Below are 17,503 nucleotides of genomic sequence, written 5' to 3'. Positions count from 1 at the left end.
CAAAGGCTCCACACGGGAGCCTTTGTCTGGACAGAAATACTGATTCGTCAGTACTTCTTGCCTGCTGTTTCCGCTTCAATCTTGCGAGTAATGTACCACTGCTGCGAGATTGAAAGAATGTTGTTCACCAACCAGTACAGTACCAGACCGGCCGGGAACCAGAGGAAGAACACGGTGAAGATCATAGGCATCAGCTTCATGATCTTGGCCTGCATAGGATCAGGTGGTGTCGGGTTCAGGCTCATCTGGATGAACATGCTGGCCCCCATCAGAATTGGCAGGATGAAGTATGGGTCCATCTGAGACAAATCCTGAATCCACAGCATGAAGGGTGCATGGCGTAATTGCACACTTTCAAACAGAACCCAGTACAGAGAAATAAACACCGGCATCTGAACCAGAATTGGCAAGCAACCACCCAGCGGGTTGATTTTCTCTCGCTTGTACAGGGCCATCATTTCCTGAGACATGCGCTGGCGATCATCACCGTAGAGCTCTTTCAATCGGGCAAGGTGGGGCGCAACTGCACGCATCTTGGCCATTGACCGATAGCTGGTGGCTGACAGGTGGAAGAATACAGCCTTCACCAGAACCGTTAGGAGAATAATTGAAACTCCCCAATTACCCACCAGGCCATAGAACCATTCCAGAACGATAAACAGAGGTAATGAGATAAAAAACAGCCAGCCGAAATCGACGGTGCGGTCGAGGTTTGGAGCTACAGCTTCCAGACGGTCGATAATCTTAGGACCAACATAGGCGGTGGCTCCAACTTCTACGGTTTCGCCTGCGGCCACCGTAGTCGCCGGGTAAACAAAGCCCATCACATGCAATTGGCCACGTTGGGTGGTCTGGAATTGAGCCGGGGTTTCTGAATCAGGTACCCAGGCCGTCAGGAAATAATGCTGCAAAAACGCTAACCAGCCATTGGTTACAGATTGATTGATGCGTTTTTCTGCGAGGTCATCAAATTTATATTTTTCATAAGGATCTTCAGGAGTACTTACCACCATGCCAAGGAAGGCTTTGATACCCATGCTTGCCTGGGAAGTTGGGTCTGGTGCCTGATCACGAACAATTTTGCCAGTAAAGTTAGCCTGCCAGGGGGTATCCGACTGGTTATTGATCAGGTAACGAACACCAATTTCATAGCTATCACGTTTTAGCTGGTAACGTTTGGTGATTTTAACTCCGGTATCAGTGGTGTAGCTGAGATCGATAGTGAGGTTATCGTTTCCATCAGCCAGAACGAATTCGTTTTGTGTACTGGAAAACACAGGAGGCTGAGTGGCGCCACGACCATCAGGCCCATCTCGTCCAATCAGGCCACTTTCCAATAAGTAAGTACGGTTATTACTGTTGGTGAGAAGCTTAAGCGGTTGTTCGCTGTTTAACGATTCGTCAAAGTCCAGCAAAGAACTTTCAACCAGGTTGCCGCCAATACGGTCAATTTTCAGATCGTAAACGTCAGTTTTCACCGAGATATAACGATTGTTTACGTTTTCACTGGCTGCAGGACTGGCTGTAGATACTCCACCTGTTTCCGGTGTTAAAAACTCTTCTCCGGTTGAACCGTTTGTTCCATTCTCAGGCAGCACCATGTCATCCACTGGCAAATTGCCATTCATGGACGATTCGGTTTGAACCACTTGTGCTGTTTGTGGTTGGTGGTAATCCTCGTTCCAGGCAAGCACCATCAGATAACTGACAATCGCAAGACCGGCAAACAAAACGATGCGTTGAATATCCATAAACTTAGGGTCTGGTCTGAGTAGTGGATTGAAACTGTTCAGTTGGGCTAATTGTTACGTCAGGGTTCGTCTTTTTGACGGGTTCTTCAGTTCCTGGAACCGGATCATAACCGGCATCGCCCCAAGGATGACACCTTAACAAGCGTGCACCTGCAAGATAGCTGCCTTTCAGAGCTCCATGATGTTGTATAGCCTCAATGGCATATTGTGAACAGGTAGGAGTGTGTCGGCAATGGCTGCCCATCATCGGGCTGATAGCGTACTGGTAGAACCGTATAGGTAAAAGCAGAAGTTGGCGCATTACTCGTTGCCCTGAGCATGAGCTTCTGATCGGGCAGCGACGACCTGGCGATATTTTTTCTTCACCCGACGCCAGATATCGTTCAATGAAGAACGAACTTCAGGATTTTCGAGGTTATTAAGCCCTTGTCGACCCAGAACAATAATATCCAGGCCCGGTAAATCCTGCTGTAGTCTGAATGTTTCTCTGACCTGGCGTTTGATCCGGTTTCTCTGGACGGCGTGCCGTAGGTTTTTCTTTGAGAAAATCAAACCAATCCTGGCATGACCGAGATTATTCGGGGCCGCCAGGATCAGAAAATTCCGGTGCGGAACTTTCAGCTGCACGTCATCGAAGACTTTGCCGTAATCTGAAGGCTTCAGAAGCCTGTTCGATTTTGGAAACGTCAAAGCCTTCATGAGGCAGTTTTCAGCTTACGCAGACAGACGTGCGCGGCCTTTGGCACGACGACGGGAGATCACCTTACGGCCGTTAGCAGTCGCCATACGGGCACGGAAGCCGTGAACACGCTTGCGCTTCAGGACGCTCGGTTGGAATGTTCTTTTCATGATGATGTTCTCACAAATCGTAAATTGAAATTTGTAACTGGCTGGAAAATAGACAGCTGAAACAGGAGCGGCATTCTAGTCAAATCTCACAGGAAGATCAATCAATGAGGACAGGGGATTGTAACTTTTCTACGTGGGTAGTTTCCGCAGCCGTGATTAATAGCATTAGTAGGTTTTTTTAAAGTTCTTTCAAAGATTAATTATTACTGTTATTACGCAGTATGTTTTCTGTGGATAATGATAAAAAACACTTTAAATATAAAAAGTTACGGTGATGATAAGGCTTGTGACATGTGTGGTTAAGCCCTGTGGGTAAGAGTATGCGAAATTGTGAATAAGTGGGGTTTTGATCATCTCTCCGAGTTATGCATCGATCGATACAGGGGTTTCACACAGGGCTTATCCCATGATGCGCACAGCCTTCTGTGTATAACTATTTTTCAATAGTTTTCTGTACACAAGGCTGTAGATATGTCTGTAACAAGTTGAAAATATTATTTAAATGTTTCCACAGCCTGTTCATTACCTGGGTGGACGGCCTTTTACTGAGCGGCTGCTCGGGGTAGAATCCGGGGTCACCTTGAGCAACGGGAAAATTCTTTCCGGTGTGAGAATAGTCAGGTAGTTGGGAGTGGGCGGTCTTGCCTAACAGTATGTGGCATCAATGTCTTGAAGTACTTCGGGATGAATTTCCCGCACAGCAGTTTAATACCTGGTTGCGGCCTCTTCAGTCTGATCAACGTGAAGGCCAGTTGATGCTGTTCGCTCCGAACCGTTTTGTTATGGACTGGGTGAATGAAAAGTACCTGAGACGCATTGAGGAAGTGCTTAAAGATCTGAACGGCGGCCAGGCTCCCAGAGTTCAGATGAAAGTAGGTTCTGCTCCAAAGCCTGATGATCCTGTTGTCCGGTCTGTCCCTGAAGTTGATGAAACAGGGCATACGGTTACAGAAGAAGAGAAGAGTGTTGCCGCTACCGTTGCCCATCGTCGCGCTAACACGACGAATAACAGCAACCTGGCGACATCAACGATGAGCGGTCAGCGCCGGTCTGTTCAGGTAGAGGGTGATATTAAGCACCAGAGCTTCCTGAACGAGACCTTTACCTTTGATACGTTTGTAGAGGGTAAATCTAACCAACTGGCTCGCGCAGCTTCTATGCAGGTGGCTGAGAATCCGGGGGGTGCCTATAACCCATTGTTCCTTTATGGTGGAGTCGGGTTGGGTAAAACTCACTTGATGCACGCCATAGGCAATGAAATTGTTCGTCGCAATCCAAATGCCAAAGTTGCTTATTTGCGTTCTGAGCGTTTTGTGGCGGATATGGTGAAGGCGCTTCAATTGAACGCCATTAACGAATTTAAACGCTACTACCGTTCGGTTGATGCGTTGCTGATTGATGATATCCAGTTTTTTGCTCGTAAAGAGCGTTCTCAGGAAGAGTTTTTCCACACGTTTAATGCTCTGCTGGAAGGCGGCCAACAAGTGATTGTAACTTGTGATCGTTTTCCTAAAGAAATAGTGGATATGGAAGAACGGCTGAAATCCCGTTTCGGTTGGGGCCTGACTGTCATGGTTGAGCCTCCAGAACTGGAAACCCGTGTTGCGATTTTGATGAAAAAAGCTGAGCAGGCCAACGTTAAATTGAGTAGCGAGGCGGCTTTCTTTATTGCTCAGAAAATTCGTTCAAACGTTCGAGAGCTAGAAGGTGCGCTACGCCTGGTGATAGCGAACGCTCACTTCACTGGGTCGGAGATTACGCCTCCTTTTATCAGAGAAAGTCTGAAAGATCTGTTGGCGTTACATGAAAAACAGGTCAGTGTTGATAACATTCAAAGGACGGTTGCGGAGTACTATAAGATCAAAGTGGCCGATCTGTTGTCCAAAAGGCGAACCCGGACCGTGACTCGCCCCAGGCAAGTAGCCATGTTGTTATCTAAAGAGCTGACCAATCACAGTCTTCCTGAGATTGGTGATGCTTTTGGCGGGCGCGATCACACTACGGTGTTGCACGCCTGTAAGAAAATCAGAGAACTCCAGGAGACCGATCCCGGTATCCGGGAGGACTACCAGAATTTTATGAGATTACTGACCACCTGACGCTAAAGGTGGCAAGCTAATAACATTCACTTCCGATAACTGAAGCCGAGTGCCATGAAACTGACAATCAGCCGTGAATCCCTGCTTACTCCGCTGCAAAGCATCGCTGGCGTTGTGGAAAAGAAACAGACCATGCCGGTTCTGTCTAACGTGTTACTGGAAGCTGAAGGTAATACGTTGACGCTGACTGGCACCAATATGGAAGTGGAACTGGTAGGCCGGGTGACGCCGGTACATGTAGACCAGCCTGGCAGGATCACTGTTCCGGCCCGTAAGCTGTCTGATATTTGTCGTGCTCTGGGCGATGAAGCACCAATTGAACTGGCACAAGAAGGTGATCGGTTGCATGTTCGCGCCGGCAACTCTCATTTCACGCTATCGACCTTGCCTGCGGAACATTTCCCCAACGTAGAAGATGAGCCAGAGAGTTTTCGTCTGGAACTGCCCCAGAAAGAATTGGGCCGTATGCTGGATGCGACGGCGTTCGCCATGGCTCAGCAGGACGTTCGCTACTATCTGAATGGTTTGTTGCTGGAAGTAGACTCAGGACACGTTCGCACGGTGGCTACCGATGGTCATCGGCTGGCATTGGCGCATTTTGATATGGAAACCGGTTGCCCGGAAGCCCGTCAGGTTATCGTGCCAAGAAAAGGTATTCTGGAACTGGCTCGTTTGTTGAGTGATGACGAATCCCCGGTAACTCTGGTTATCGGGGACAATCACCTGCGCGCAACGGTCGGGTCATATACGTTCACTTCCAAGCTGATTGAAGGGAAATTTCCGGACTACAATCGGGTCATTCCGCGCGGCGGGGATAAAGTCGTTTTGGCTGACCGGGCAACGCTTAAGAATACTCTGCAGCGAGCGGGCATTCTTTCTCACGAGAACATTCGTGGTGTGCGGCTAAATCTCAAACCTGGTCAGCTTGAAGTTTTTGCCAACAACCCTGATCAGGAACAGGCCGAAGATGCACTGCCTGTGGATTATCAGGGCGAATCACTTCAGATTGGCTTTAATGTAGGCTACCTGGTCGATGTAATGAATGCGCTGAGTGATGCTCAGGTTAAGGTCACGCTGTCTAACCCTAACAGTAGTGCATTGATCGAAGCGGAAAATGATAATGGTTGTATGTACGTTGTCATGCCGATGCGTTTGTAATTGTTTCCGGAGGAATCGATGGGACCCATAGTGAATGGAATCAAAGGCGCGTTCAGGATAGGTCAAACGCTGTCAGTGCTTGGTCGTACCGGTGTTAACTGGGTTCGGGGCGATCGCCCACCCACGCCAAAGTTGTTGCGTCAGACATTTGAAAATCTGGGTTCGACTTATATAAAGCTGGGCCAGTTTATTGCCAGTTCACCCACGTTCTTCCCGAAAGAATACGTCGAGGAGTTTCAGAACTGTCTCGACAACACACCAAGCCTGCCGTTCAGCGTTATCAAAAAGATAATCCGTGATGAGCTGGGCCGCCCGATTGATGAGGTTTATTCCGAGATTGATCCGGTAGCTCTGGCATCGGCGTCGATTGCTCAGGTGCACGCAGCCAGACTGGTGACTGGCGAAGATGTGGTTATCAAAGTTCAGAAGCCGGGTGTTGAAAACATTCTGCTGACAGATCTGAATTTCTTGTATTTGTCTGCTCGTATTCTGGAAACCCTGGCGCCGAAGCTGTCATGGACTTCTCTATCCGGCATTGTCGACGAAATCCAGAAAACCATGATGGAAGAATGTGATTTCATCAAGGAAGCCAATAACCTTAAGGTATTCCGGGCGTTTCTTGAGTCAACCGGCAATGAAGATGCAACCGTACCCGTGGTCTACGATCACTGCAGTAGTCGCCGAATTCTGACGATGGAGCGTTTCTACGGTGTTCCGTTAACCGATCTTGACAGTATTCGCGGTTATGCCAAAGATCCCGAGCGTACCTTGATTACAGCGATGAACACCTGGTTTTCCAGTTTGACTCAGTGTGAATTCTTTCACGCAGATGTGCATGCAGGAAACTTAATGGTACTGAAAGACGGCCGCGTCGGTTTTATCGATTTTGGTATCGTGGGCCGGATCAAACCGGATACCTGGCAGGCTGTCAGTGATTTTATTTCTGCCATTATGGTTGGGAATTTCCAGGGCATGGCAGATGCGATGATTCGTATTGGAGTCACTCGTCGTGCTGTAAAGGCGGAAGATTTGGCTGCCGATCTTCAGCGCTTGTATAAACAGATGGACCGGATGGTACCGGACGAGAGTGTCTACCAAATGGAACAAGCCGAAGATGACGTAAACCATATTCTGATGGATATGGTGAAAGTCGGTGAGAGCCATGGTCTGCACTTTCCCAGAGAGTTTGCGTTGTTGCTTAAACAGTTCCTCTACTTCGACCGCTATGTGCATATCATGGCGCCAGAGATGGATGTATTTATGGATGATCGGCTAACTATGCTGCATTAACGAGCCAAGTACCCTTGCATCTTGTACACTAAGGCAGTGTCGGTTAGCGGCATTGCCTTTTGTTTTATAGGGCTCCTAGTTTTCTACCTGGTATTGAGACTCCCCTCTTTATGGCGCTAGTGAAACTCCAGACTCAGTTTTTTCGAAACCTGGAGCCAGAACCCGTCAGGTTCTCCCCCTCTTTCAATCTTCTTTATGGTTCCAACGGAAGTGGTAAGTCCAGTGTGCTTGAAGCCATTGGTTATCTTGGTTTGGGGCGTTCGTTCCGGGTCTCGCGTCATCAGGCGGTGGTGGCCCATGGGCAGAGCAAGTTGACAGTATTTGGTGCTCTGGACAAGGGAATTGATGAAGCGTCTTGTGAAATGACAGACATTTCATGCGCAGAGCATCGTTTGGGTATTTCTCGGGATATTGTCTCCAAAGAAACGTCTCTGAGAGTTGATGGTGAGGCCGTCAGGAATTTGTCGACGTTAGCGAAACGCTTGCCTGTGTCCGTTATTGATCCGGGAGTATTCGATATTGTTGCCGGTGGGCCGGGGAAGCGTCGACAGTTTCTTGATTGGTTAGTGTTCCACGTGGAACCTTCTTTTTCATCTTCATGGCAACAATGTCAGAGAGTTACATCACAGCGGAATCAAACGCTCAGAAATGGTAGAATCGATGAGTCGCTGATGAGGGTATGGGATAATCAGTTTGGACCCCTTTCGGAATCTCTGAGCGACACCAGGGAGCGCGTTTTTTACCAGTTCAAGGTTGCATTCGATGAAGTTCTTAAAGAACTGGATGCAGAGTGGGCCGAGGGGGTGAAGCTGGAGTTTTATCCGGGCTGGGATCGTTCGCAATCTTTGGTTGATGTTTTGAAAGGGCATCGCGAACAGGAGCGGCGCATGGGCCATACAATTTATGGTCCGAATCGTGCGGATATTCGTCTTAAATACGGCGGGCGACCTGTAGCCGAAACGTTTTCGCGAGGCCAGCAAAAGACCTTGGTTATTCTTATGAAAATAGCCCAAGGCAAAGTTTTGAGTGATTTGGGCAAACAAGTCACTTTTTTGCTTGATGATATTAATGCCGAGCTGGATGTCCGTCACCGGATAATGCTGGCAAGAAAGCTCCAGGATTTACGTTGCCAGGTGTTTATTACGTCCATCGAGCACCCGGAACCCGAGGTGTTATGGAAGGATGGACAGGCACCAGAATACAGAATGTTCCACGTGGAACATGGAAAATTGACGGAAGAATAAACTGGGTAGGATTGCAGCAGATCCTGAAAGTACTGCTGAGTCTGTTACCGGGTATCACCTTCAGGAGTCTCATTAATGAGTGAATCGAACTACAATTCCTCCAGTATCAAAGTCCTAAAGGGACTGGATGCGGTGCGTAAACGTCCCGGCATGTACATCGGTGATACTGATGATGGTACGGGGTTGCACCACATGGTCTTTGAATTGGTGGATAACTCCATCGATGAGGCTCTGGCAGGACACTGTTCTGAGATTGGCGTGATTATTCACCCTGATGAATCAGTCAGCGTACAAGACAACGGCCGTGGTATTCCTGTTGATATTCACGAAGAAGAAGGCGTGTCTGCCGCTGAAGTTATCATGACGGTACTGCATGCTGGCGGTAAGTTTGATGATAACTCTTATAAAGTGTCGGGCGGTCTGCATGGTGTGGGGGTGTCCGTTGTTAACGCCCTGTCTTCCAAACTGACGCTCACCATTCGTCGTAATGGCACTGTCTATGAGCAGACATACACACACGGGGTTCCTGATGCTCCGCTAGGTGCGGTAGGTGAAACGGAATCCTCCGGGACCAAGGTGCATTTCATCCCATCACCGGAAACCTTCAGCCATATTAAATTTCACTATGAAATTCTGGCTAAACGTCTTCGGGAACTGGCATTCCTGAACAGCGGTGTGCGCATTCGTTTAACCGAGGAAAGCACCGGTCGTGAGGAAGTATTCGAATATGAAGGTGGTTTGCGTGCCTTTGTTGAGCATCTGAATACCAACAAGACCCCGATTAATCAGGTCTTCCATTTCAACCGTGAACGTGAAGACGGTATTTCGGTGGAAGTGGCTATGCAGTGGAACGATGCCTTCCAGGAAAATCTGTATTGCTTTACTAACAACATTCCCCAGAGGGATGGCGGTACTCACCTTGCGGGATTCCGTGCTGCCCTCACCCGCTCTTTGAATAACTATATTGAGCATGAAGGTCTGGGCAAAAAATCCAAGGTTTCGACGTCTGGTGATGATGCTCGTGAGGGCCTGACAGCGATCGTTAGTGTTAAAGTGCCTGATCCGAAATTTTCATCTCAGACCAAAGATAAGCTGGTGTCATCTGAGGTGAAAACCGCAGTTGAGCAGGAGTTATATCAGAGCTTTGCTGATTATCTCCAGGAGAATCCAAACGAAGCCAAGCTGATCGTTAATAAAATGATTGAAGCTGCGCGTGCTCGTGAAGCTGCTCGTAAAGCCCGGGATATGACCCGTCGTAAAGGCGCACTGGATATCGCTGGCTTGCCTGGAAAACTGGCTGATTGCCAGGAAAAAGATCCCGCCCTCTCTGAACTGTTCATAGTGGAGGGTGATTCTGCGGGTGGTAGTGCCAAGCAGGGTCGTGATCGTAAGACGCAGGCTATCCTTCCGCTGAAAGGTAAGATCCTGAACGTGGAAAAAGCCCGGTTCGATAAGATGTTGTCATCTGCTGAAGTTGGTACCCTGATTACAGCGCTGGGCTGTGGTATTGGCCGGGAAGAGTTTAACCCGGATAAGCTGCGTTACCACTCCATTATCATTATGACCGATGCCGACGTGGATGGTTCGCACATCCGGACTCTCCTTTTGACATTCCTGTTCCGTCAGATGCGTGAGATTATCGAACGTGGGCACGTATTCATTGCCATGCCACCTCTTTACAAGGTCAAGCGTGGTAAGCAAGAGCAATACCTGAAGGACGAGAAGGCGAAAGTGGCTTACCTTACCCAGACGGCTCTGGATGGCGCTCAGTTGTACGTGAATGCGGATGCCCCACCCATCAAGGATTCTGCTCTGGAAACCATGATTATGGACTACCAGACAGTGATGGGAATGATTGAGCGTTTGTCCCGCGCTTATCCGGCCAAGGTCCTGGAGCAGATGATCTACAACGACACTCTGTCTGTTGAGCAGCTGAAAGATGAAGCTTCAGTATCGGCCTGGATTAATCGACTGGGTGAAGGCCTGGAGCTGGATACCCGAACCGGAACCAAATACACCTTCTCAGTGACCCGGGACGAGGAACGTAATTTGTTCCTGCCTAAAGTGACGATCTACATGCACGGTATTCCGTATGAGCATGTCTTCAGCCATGAATTCTTTGAATCTACGTCTTACAAGGCTATTGCGCGCCTGGGCGAGACCATCGAAGGGCTGATCGAAGACGGCGCCTATATTCAGCGTGGTGAGCGTAAGCAGCCCATTTTGTCGTTTGCCGGCGCTCTGGACTGGTTGATGAAAGAAGCCCAGCGTGGCCTGAACATTCAGCGGTATAAAGGACTGGGTGAAATGAACCCGGAACAGCTTTGGGAAACCACTATGGACCCTGAAAGCCGTCGAATGATGAAGGTGACCATTGAAGATGCTTTTGCAGCCGATCAGATCTTTACGACCCTGATGGGTGACGATGTTGAGCCTCGGCGTAATTTCATCCAGACTCATGCACTGGAAGTAAGCAACCTGGATATCTGATTACTTGAGATACCAGGCAATAAAAAACGGTGGATCCTTGCTGGATGCCACCGTTTTTTTTTGCCTGGATTATCAAACCAGATTTCTTACTTTGAGGTTTTTGCCCTTTTTCGCTCTTTTTCTTTTTCAACCAGATGTGGGGACATTACCTCTTCAAGTGTATGGCCGGTCAGCCGGCGAATGGTGCGCCATAAATACCAGAAAATAAGCATCATCATCACCATGGAGGGAATGGCGATCATCGGATAGCTGACCAGGGTCATTCTCCCCAGTTCCTCGTTGAAAGCCTGGGTACCTGCCGGGCTGACCACAATCCAACGGGCCAGGACATAATTCATAATGGACGAAAACAGGAACGTTCCGGCAAAGAAATAACTGGCATTGAGCAGCCGGGCTTCAAACTCATCAACACAGTTCCTCTCTTCAAGAGATGCGTGAATTTTATCTACATCGAGCACACTCGGGTTATACAAAAGCGTGCGTACCAGTGGATATCTGGTACGGGTAGATACCAGAACGGCCAGACCAATCACGGCAGGCACGGCCGCTTCCTTGATGGCAAGCCAGCCAGCATCCAGTTCGAACAAGCCAATTCCGCCTGTGAGCCCCACGCTGATCAAACCCAACAGAGCAATAAAATTCTTTTTACGGTAACGAATCAGTTCGAACAGGCCCCAGGTCAGGGGAAATGCTAAACCGATAATAAGAGCGTTAACACTGCCAAGATCATTCTCACCACTGAACTTCATCAGAATGACAGATGGAATGATGATACTGACTAATAAATCAATCCAAGGCCTGGGTTGATGTTCCGGAATATGGGAGGAGTTCTCAGAGGTCATGAGATAGCCTGATAGTTGAAAAAACAGCAGCTTGAAGAGGCTGCACGAACAAAGTGCTCCCGCAGTATACGATGAATACCGAGACTAGCGTAAGCGTAGGAACCGGCTTTACCATGCCTTTGACTCGGGCGTTTGTTACAACATGGAATTTCATGAAAGCCTGCAGTTGGTGAGCCTTCACGGTACCATTCCTGTATCGACTCAGATTCCATTGGCTAACAGGAAACTCCAGTGCGCGCATACGCAGACAACGACTACCCCGCTGATCACAAGCCAGACTGGAAAGTGATAGCTGGTCTTTGGCCCTATCTGACTGAATTCCGTGGTCGAGTAGTGCTCGCCCTAACTTTGTTGGTGTTAGCCAAGTTGGCTACAGTGGCAACCCCTGTGGCTCTGAAATATATCGTGGACTATCTGGACCAAAGCCGCGGTGAAGATCTGTTGTTGTGGATTCCTGTCGTTTTGGTAGTGGCCTACGGATCGTTACGTTTTGGTGCGACGCTATTCAGTGAATTGCGGGACGCCGTATTCGCCCGGGTAGCCGAGCGAGCGATGCGCCGGGTGTCGTTGCGCATCTTTGAACACCTGCACCAGCGGGAACTGGGGTTTCACCTGGACCGAAAAACCGGTGGGCTGGCCCGGGATATAGAGCGAGGTACCAACGGTATCAGCTTCCTGCTGAGATTTACCCTGTTTAATATTGTTCCCACTATTCTGGAAATCCTGATGGTTGCAGGCATTATGTTGGCGGTGTTCAACCTGGGATATGTGCTGGCTATTCTGATAGCCGTGGTTGTGTACGTGGTTTATTCAATCAAAATTACAGAATGGCGCACCCAGTTTGTTCGCGAGGCCAATGCCCGGGACAACCAGTCTAATTCAAGGGCCATAGACAGCCTGCTGAACTACGAAACGGTTAAATATTTCAACAACGAACGTTATGAAGCGCAGTTGTATGATCAGGATCTGGAAAACTGGGAACAGGCTCGCTTGAAGAACCGTCTGTCATTGGCGGCTCTGAACACTGGCCAGGCATTAATTATTGGCGTCGCTTTGATTGCGATTATGAGCATGGCAGTGGGTGAAGTCGCCAGTGGTGAAATTACTCTGGGCGACTTCACCATGGTTAATGCCTACCTGTTGCAGCTATTTATTCCTCTGAATGCTCTGGGCTTTGTCTATCGGGAAATTAGGCAGTCGCTGGTAAATGTAGAGAGGTTGTTCAAGCTACTCGGAGATAAACCTGCTATTCAGGATGCCCCGGGCGCTACCGAATTGGCTGTAAGTAAGGCTGAAGTAAGTTTTGAGCATATCCATTTTGCCTACCGTGCAGATCGCCCTATCTTGCAAGATGTAAACTTTTCAATTCCGGCGGGCCATACCGTGGCTGTAGTCGGGGCCAGTGGTGCCGGCAAGTCTACCCTTGCCCGCTTATTGTTCCGTTTTTACGATGTAGATAAAGGCACTATTCGCATTGATGGACAGGATATCAGGCAAGTCACCCAGGATAGCCTGCGCTCGGCGATAGGTGTGGTGCCCCAGGATACCGTGTTGTTTAACGATACTTTGTATCGAAATCTGGCCTATGGCCGGCCCGAAGCGTCCCCGGAAGAAGTTTACCGGGCTGCTCACCTGGCTCATTTGGATAAGTTTATTGAAAGTCTGCCTGATGGATACGACACCAAGGTTGGCGAACGGGGTTTGAAGTTATCCGGTGGTGAGAAACAACGGGTGGCTATTGCTCGGGTGATTCTAAAAAATCCTCCCATCCTTATCCTGGATGAAGCAACATCGTCACTGGATTCTTTATCAGAGCACGCCATTCTGAGTGCATTGAAGGAAGTGAGTCAGCAGCGCACAACTCTGGTCATTGCCCACAGGCTTTCGACCATTCGGGATGCCAATACCATTCTGGTGATGGATGGTGGGCATATTGTTGAAAGCGGTAGTCACCTTAATTTGCTTGCCCGGGGCGGACATTATGCGCATCTCTGGCAACAGCAACATCAAGGGACTGAAGGCTGATTCTCGTCTGCGGCATTATGTCCCATTCCCTGATAAGTTTGTTTAAAACACCATAACCTCTTAATAAAAATCAATTAAAGGAGGTTATAGATGAAAAATTTAGGGATGGTTGGTGCGGTTTCCTGTGCTTTGCTTCTTTCTGCGTGTGGTGGTTCGTCTTCATCAACGGATATAGGGCAAGATTCTGCTTCAACAACGAATACAGGACAAGACTCGTCCTCATCAATGACTGTTGAGCAGGACACGGACAATACAAAAAGTCTGGTCATACCTTTTGCGGCGGTTGTTGGTTCTGATCCATTAAAATGTGACACCACATATTCGGGGATAGGTACCGCAGGCTCTGATGTTACCGTTAAGGATCTGCGTTTCTTCGTCCATGATCTGGCGCTTGTGACGGATCAAGGCGATATTTTGCCGGTGGCGCTTGACTCTGACGCTTTGGCTCAAAACGATCGAGTAGCATTGCTCGACTTCCGGGACACTGCTGAGGTTAATGCGGCGGGTGATTTGGTTGAAGTTTGTGCCGCCGGTAATACAGGCGTTAATCCGACTTTCAAAGATACTGTCGAGGGCACCGTCGAGCTTGATACGGCAGTGAGTATTGCTGCAATCAAGTTTACTTTGGGCGTACCGTTTGATCTGAACCACGAGAGCCAGACAGACGCGGAAGAGCCTTTGCGGAATCCTGGCTTAGCATCTGGTATGACCTGGAACTGGCAAAACGGCTATAAATTTCTTGCGGCGGATGTTTGGCCGGAAGGTGGTGTCGTTCGGCCCGCAGATCCCGAATGGTCTAACTCCCGCTGGAATATCCATCTTGGAAGTACCGGGTGTGAAGTATCAGCTTCGGAGCTTGACCAGGGCGTTGCTCCGAAAGTCTGCCCGAATGAGAACCGTATAGAATTAACGTTGCCCCTCAATGGTGTGAGTGTCGACGAAGCCGCGATTCAGTTTGATTACAAGGCCTTGGTTTCTGGGTCTAATCTTGGTCAGGATGACGGTGTTTCGCCGGGTTGTATGTCGAGTCAAACAGACCCCGAGTGCGAAGCGATTTTTGAGCGTCTGGCGCTACCCTGGGGTACTTCCCCTAACTCAACCGGTAATCCGAATGCCATCGTCTTTTCTGTCGTTCAGAAGAATTAGACCATGGGGAAACATCGCAAATATATCGCAGGCCCCACCGGGCCTGCGTTAATGTTGTTCGTTTCTCTCGGTTTGTCTGGTTGCCTGGAAACCAGTTCGACCACGATAGATGATCAGGGCGCTACTGTTTCTTCATTTGATTGGGGATTACCCAAGTCTATCCCTCTGCCCCGTGTTCCGGCAGACAACCCGATGACAGAAGAAAAGTTCGAGTTGGGGCGGCATCTGTTTTATGACCAACGGCTATCGGTGAATGGGGAGTTAAGTTGTTCCAGCTGCCATCATCAGGACAAAGCCTTCAGCGATGGGATGACTACTCCTTTTGGAGCAACGGGTGAGCTCCACCCCCGTAACAGCCAGTCTCTGGTCAATGTTGCCTGGGCAAGTACTTTAACTTGGGGTAACCCGAGTCTTGGCACTATTGAACAGCAGATTATGATTCCGCTGTTTGGTGATGATCCCATTGAACATGGACTGAATGCCGGTAATTCTGAGCAGGTATTACGTAGTATTCAGGCAGATCCCGTTTACGCGACTTTGTTCCAGCAAGCCTTTCCTGATCAGGATGCGCCGTTATACGGGGACTTGGCATGGGACAATATCGTGAAAGCGCTGGCGTCGTTTGTACGTGGCCTCGTGTCTTTTGACAGTGCTTTCGATCGTGGAGAGTTGTCAGACTCGGCTCTTCGCGGGGAAAAACTGTTTAATAGTGAACGTTTAGAGTGCTTTCATTGCCACGCAGGGTATAACTTCTCGGATGCAACTGTTGACCGCCAAACCAGTTTCAGCCAGTTGGCTTTCCATAACACTGGGCTATATAACATTGATGGAATGGGGAGCTATCCGGAATCTAACACGGGTCGTCATGAAGTAACCGGAAACCCTGATCATATGGGGCAATTCCGTGCACCAACTCTCCGGAACATCGCGCTTACGGCGCCGTACAACCATGATGGATCGGTCAAATCTCTTGAAGATGTTGTACGCAACTACGCCGCTGGTGGGCGCCTGAGGGTTTCCCCGCCCTACCCGGGCGATGGCCGTATGAATCCCTATAAAGACAGCTTCATCGTTTCGTTTTCAATTACTGAATCGGAAATCCAGGACCTCGTAGCCTTTTTAGAGTCTCTGACGGATCAGACATTTATTACCAATCCGCGATTCTCAAATCCCTGGACCGATAATTCCAATAAGGATCTGACTCCATGATTCGTTTCTGTGTCTTGCTGGCATTGCTTCTGCCGGTTACGGGTTATGCCCATTACATTCCCGAAGATGCTCAGCTGGATGTGAGTGCAAGCGTGGCAGCAACCTGGCGTTCAGCCAGTCTGGTTGATGAATATGAGTTCTGGCAAATCCCGGGAACCATGATGGGTGGACATGCCTGGCCCCAGGAGAAGGGTGTAAGTGTTGATGAAGCAACCCTGACGGTTGGTTCCCGCATCAATGAGCGTGTGTTCGGGGTCATTGAAATTGGTAGCCACGGAGGCGGCGATGATCATAGCGATGAAGTGGAACTGCAACACGCCTATCTAGGCTATGTCTGTTGTGATTCGACCGGCCCCTGGGTGCTGGAAGCCGGTAAAATGTCAGCCGTGTTTTCTCCGAGTCTGGCCAGCCATGCTGCTGACCGGCGGATCAGCGATTCGCCCTTGGTCAATGATGTATTTTTTGGCCGCGACTTTCACGATGAAGGTGTGCGCTTCTGGTGGCATGAAACAGCGGGGGTATCGGCGGGCGTTGAGGTGTGGCGGGGCAAGGCTTTTCCAGCCACCGATACCGGCGATACTAACTGGGATGTATTCGCCAGTTACCTGTGGCAGGGGCAAAGGTTTACTATGTCCGGGGGCGGCTGGTTCTACCAGGCCTCTGCCAGTTCCAGAGCAGACCACCGTTATGGAGGCACACATATTCATACCCCGGTGGCACCACCAGGCGTAACGGCAACCCTGTTTCCTGATACCCGCTTTACCGGCGATACAGATATCGCCGGTCTGCACGGTGCTATTCGTTACAACCCTCAACCTCATTGGCAATGGGGTGTTGAAGCAGAATTTATGCAAATGAATATGGACGGCATCCTGCATGACTCTACCGGACGTCAGGCCAGCGTAGACAGCGATCAGTTTGGCGGCTGGGTACAACCATATCTGCAGTGGCGCCGTCATACGATGGGCCTGAGAGGTGAATGGCTCTCAACCGACAATCATCTGGCAGGGGCTGCAGCACTTGTTCTGGCCACTGATTCCGGATTAGCAAACCCGGAGGATCATGATCCGGAGCGTTACACCGCTTTCTGGCACTGGCAATGGAAGGATAACCTGGCACTTCGAACCGAAGTCACCGAAGATCGAACCTTGCCTGAGAGTGACCTGCGCTGGTCGGTGGGCGTGGTCTGGAGTGGACGGCTCTGGCCTTCAGATTCAGGCGCCAGTACCAGGCACCAGCACTGACTGCGGGCAAAAGGACTCTGGCCCCCTTTGGGGCCGGGCGTCAGCTCAAAATGGTGATGACAGCCCTGCTGTGGCAACAGCAACAGCACAACTATGACGAAGAGGAAAGTCACTGAGTTATGGTCTATGTTTGAGCTTAAGCCGCTTTCAGCATAT

At 49.5% G+C, this 17,503-nt stretch carries 14 protein-coding genes; 9 read left to right on the top strand and 5 right to left on the bottom strand.

Features of this window, described 5'->3' with window-relative positions:
* Positions 1–47: 47 nt before the first annotated feature.
* Genes yidC through rpmH form a run of 4 tightly spaced genes read right to left on the bottom strand, consistent with a single transcriptional unit; the run spans position 48 to position 2,600 of the window.
* On the bottom strand, positions 48–1,751 hold the full coding sequence (gene yidC / locus ABYA77_RS05755; RefSeq protein WP_372964997.1) for a membrane protein insertase YidC: 1,704 nt from the start codon (positions 1,749–1,751) through the stop codon (positions 48–50).
* 4 nt (positions 1,752–1,755) lie between these two features.
* Positions 1,756–2,052 (bottom strand): membrane protein insertion efficiency factor YidD, encoded by a 297-nt coding sequence (gene yidD, locus ABYA77_RS05750; protein WP_372964996.1) that lies wholly within the window; start codon positions 2,050–2,052, stop codon positions 1,756–1,758.
* Positions 2,052–2,450 carry a ribonuclease P protein component gene (gene rnpA, locus ABYA77_RS05745; RefSeq protein ID WP_372964995.1) on the bottom strand — a complete coding sequence of 133 codons (399 nt, stop codon included), beginning with the start codon at positions 2,448–2,450 and terminating at the stop codon, positions 2,052–2,054. Before rnpA ends, yidD begins: the two co-directional genes overlap by 1 nt.
* Positions 2,451–2,465: 15 nt before the next feature.
* Positions 2,466–2,600 carry a 50S ribosomal protein L34 gene (gene rpmH / locus ABYA77_RS05740; RefSeq protein ID WP_008172542.1) on the bottom strand — a complete coding sequence of 45 codons (135 nt, stop codon included), beginning with the start codon at positions 2,598–2,600 and terminating at the stop codon, positions 2,466–2,468.
* Between the two features lie 653 nt (positions 2,601–3,253).
* On the opposite strand from rpmH, the gene dnaA reads away from it, so the two are divergent.
* The 5 genes from dnaA to gyrB all read left to right on the top strand — a co-directional run bounded on the left by dnaA (position 3,254) and on the right by gyrB (position 10,881).
* Positions 3,254–4,699, top strand: coding sequence for a chromosomal replication initiator protein DnaA (dnaA, locus tag ABYA77_RS05735; protein ID WP_372965028.1), 1,446 nt, complete (start codon positions 3,254–3,256; stop codon positions 4,697–4,699).
* A gap of 54 nt (positions 4,700–4,753) precedes the next feature.
* On the top strand, positions 4,754–5,857 hold the full coding sequence (dnaN, locus tag ABYA77_RS05730; RefSeq protein WP_372964994.1) for a DNA polymerase III subunit beta: 1,104 nt from the start codon (positions 4,754–4,756) through the stop codon (positions 5,855–5,857).
* An 18-nt stretch (positions 5,858–5,875) separates the two neighbouring features.
* Positions 5,876–7,147 carry an ABC1 kinase family protein gene (locus tag ABYA77_RS05725; RefSeq protein ID WP_372964993.1) on the top strand — a complete coding sequence of 424 codons (1,272 nt, stop codon included), beginning with the start codon at positions 5,876–5,878 and terminating at the stop codon, positions 7,145–7,147.
* A gap of 110 nt (positions 7,148–7,257) precedes the next feature.
* Entirely contained in the window at positions 7,258–8,391 is a 1,134-nt protein-coding gene (gene recF / locus ABYA77_RS05720) for a DNA replication/repair protein RecF (protein ID WP_372964992.1), read from the top strand.
* A gap of 75 nt (positions 8,392–8,466) precedes the next feature.
* A complete protein-coding gene (gene gyrB / locus ABYA77_RS05715) occupies positions 8,467–10,881 on the top strand; it encodes a DNA topoisomerase (ATP-hydrolyzing) subunit B (protein ID WP_372964991.1) in 2,415 nt (804 codons plus the stop codon).
* An 86-nt stretch (positions 10,882–10,967) separates the two neighbouring features.
* Here the strand turns inward: gyrB and ABYA77_RS05710 are convergent, their stop codons facing one another.
* Entirely contained in the window at positions 10,968–11,723 is a 756-nt protein-coding gene (locus tag ABYA77_RS05710) for a VC0807 family protein (protein WP_372964990.1), read from the bottom strand.
* Between the two features lie 231 nt (positions 11,724–11,954).
* On the opposite strand from ABYA77_RS05710, the gene ABYA77_RS05705 reads away from it, so the two are divergent.
* The 4 genes from ABYA77_RS05705 (at position 11,955) to ABYA77_RS05690 (ending at position 17,347) form a co-directional block, all read left to right on the top strand.
* A complete protein-coding gene (locus ABYA77_RS05705) occupies positions 11,955–13,748 on the top strand; it encodes an ABC transporter ATP-binding protein/permease (RefSeq protein WP_372964989.1) in 1,794 nt (597 codons plus the stop codon).
* 90 nt (positions 13,749–13,838) lie between these two features.
* On the top strand, positions 13,839–14,894 hold the full coding sequence (locus ABYA77_RS05700; protein WP_372964988.1) for an MbnP family copper-binding protein: 1,056 nt from the start codon (positions 13,839–13,841) through the stop codon (positions 14,892–14,894).
* Positions 14,895–14,897: 3 nt separating this feature from the next.
* Positions 14,898–16,103 carry an MbnH family di-heme enzyme gene (locus tag ABYA77_RS05695; protein WP_372964987.1) on the top strand — a complete coding sequence of 402 codons (1,206 nt, stop codon included), beginning with the start codon at positions 14,898–14,900 and terminating at the stop codon, positions 16,101–16,103.
* Positions 16,100–17,347 carry a hypothetical protein gene (locus tag ABYA77_RS05690; RefSeq protein WP_372964986.1) on the top strand — a complete coding sequence of 416 codons (1,248 nt, stop codon included), beginning with the start codon at positions 16,100–16,102 and terminating at the stop codon, positions 17,345–17,347. Before ABYA77_RS05695 ends, ABYA77_RS05690 begins: the two co-directional genes overlap by 4 nt.
* Positions 17,348–17,503 lie beyond the last annotated feature (156 nt).

This window comes from Marinobacter sp. (assembly GCF_041595835.1).
Classification (GTDB): domain Bacteria; phylum Pseudomonadota; class Gammaproteobacteria; order Pseudomonadales; family Oleiphilaceae; genus Marinobacter.
Note: the sequence above shows the minus strand (reverse complement) of the source record. Positions and strands in the feature narration are given on the sequence as shown.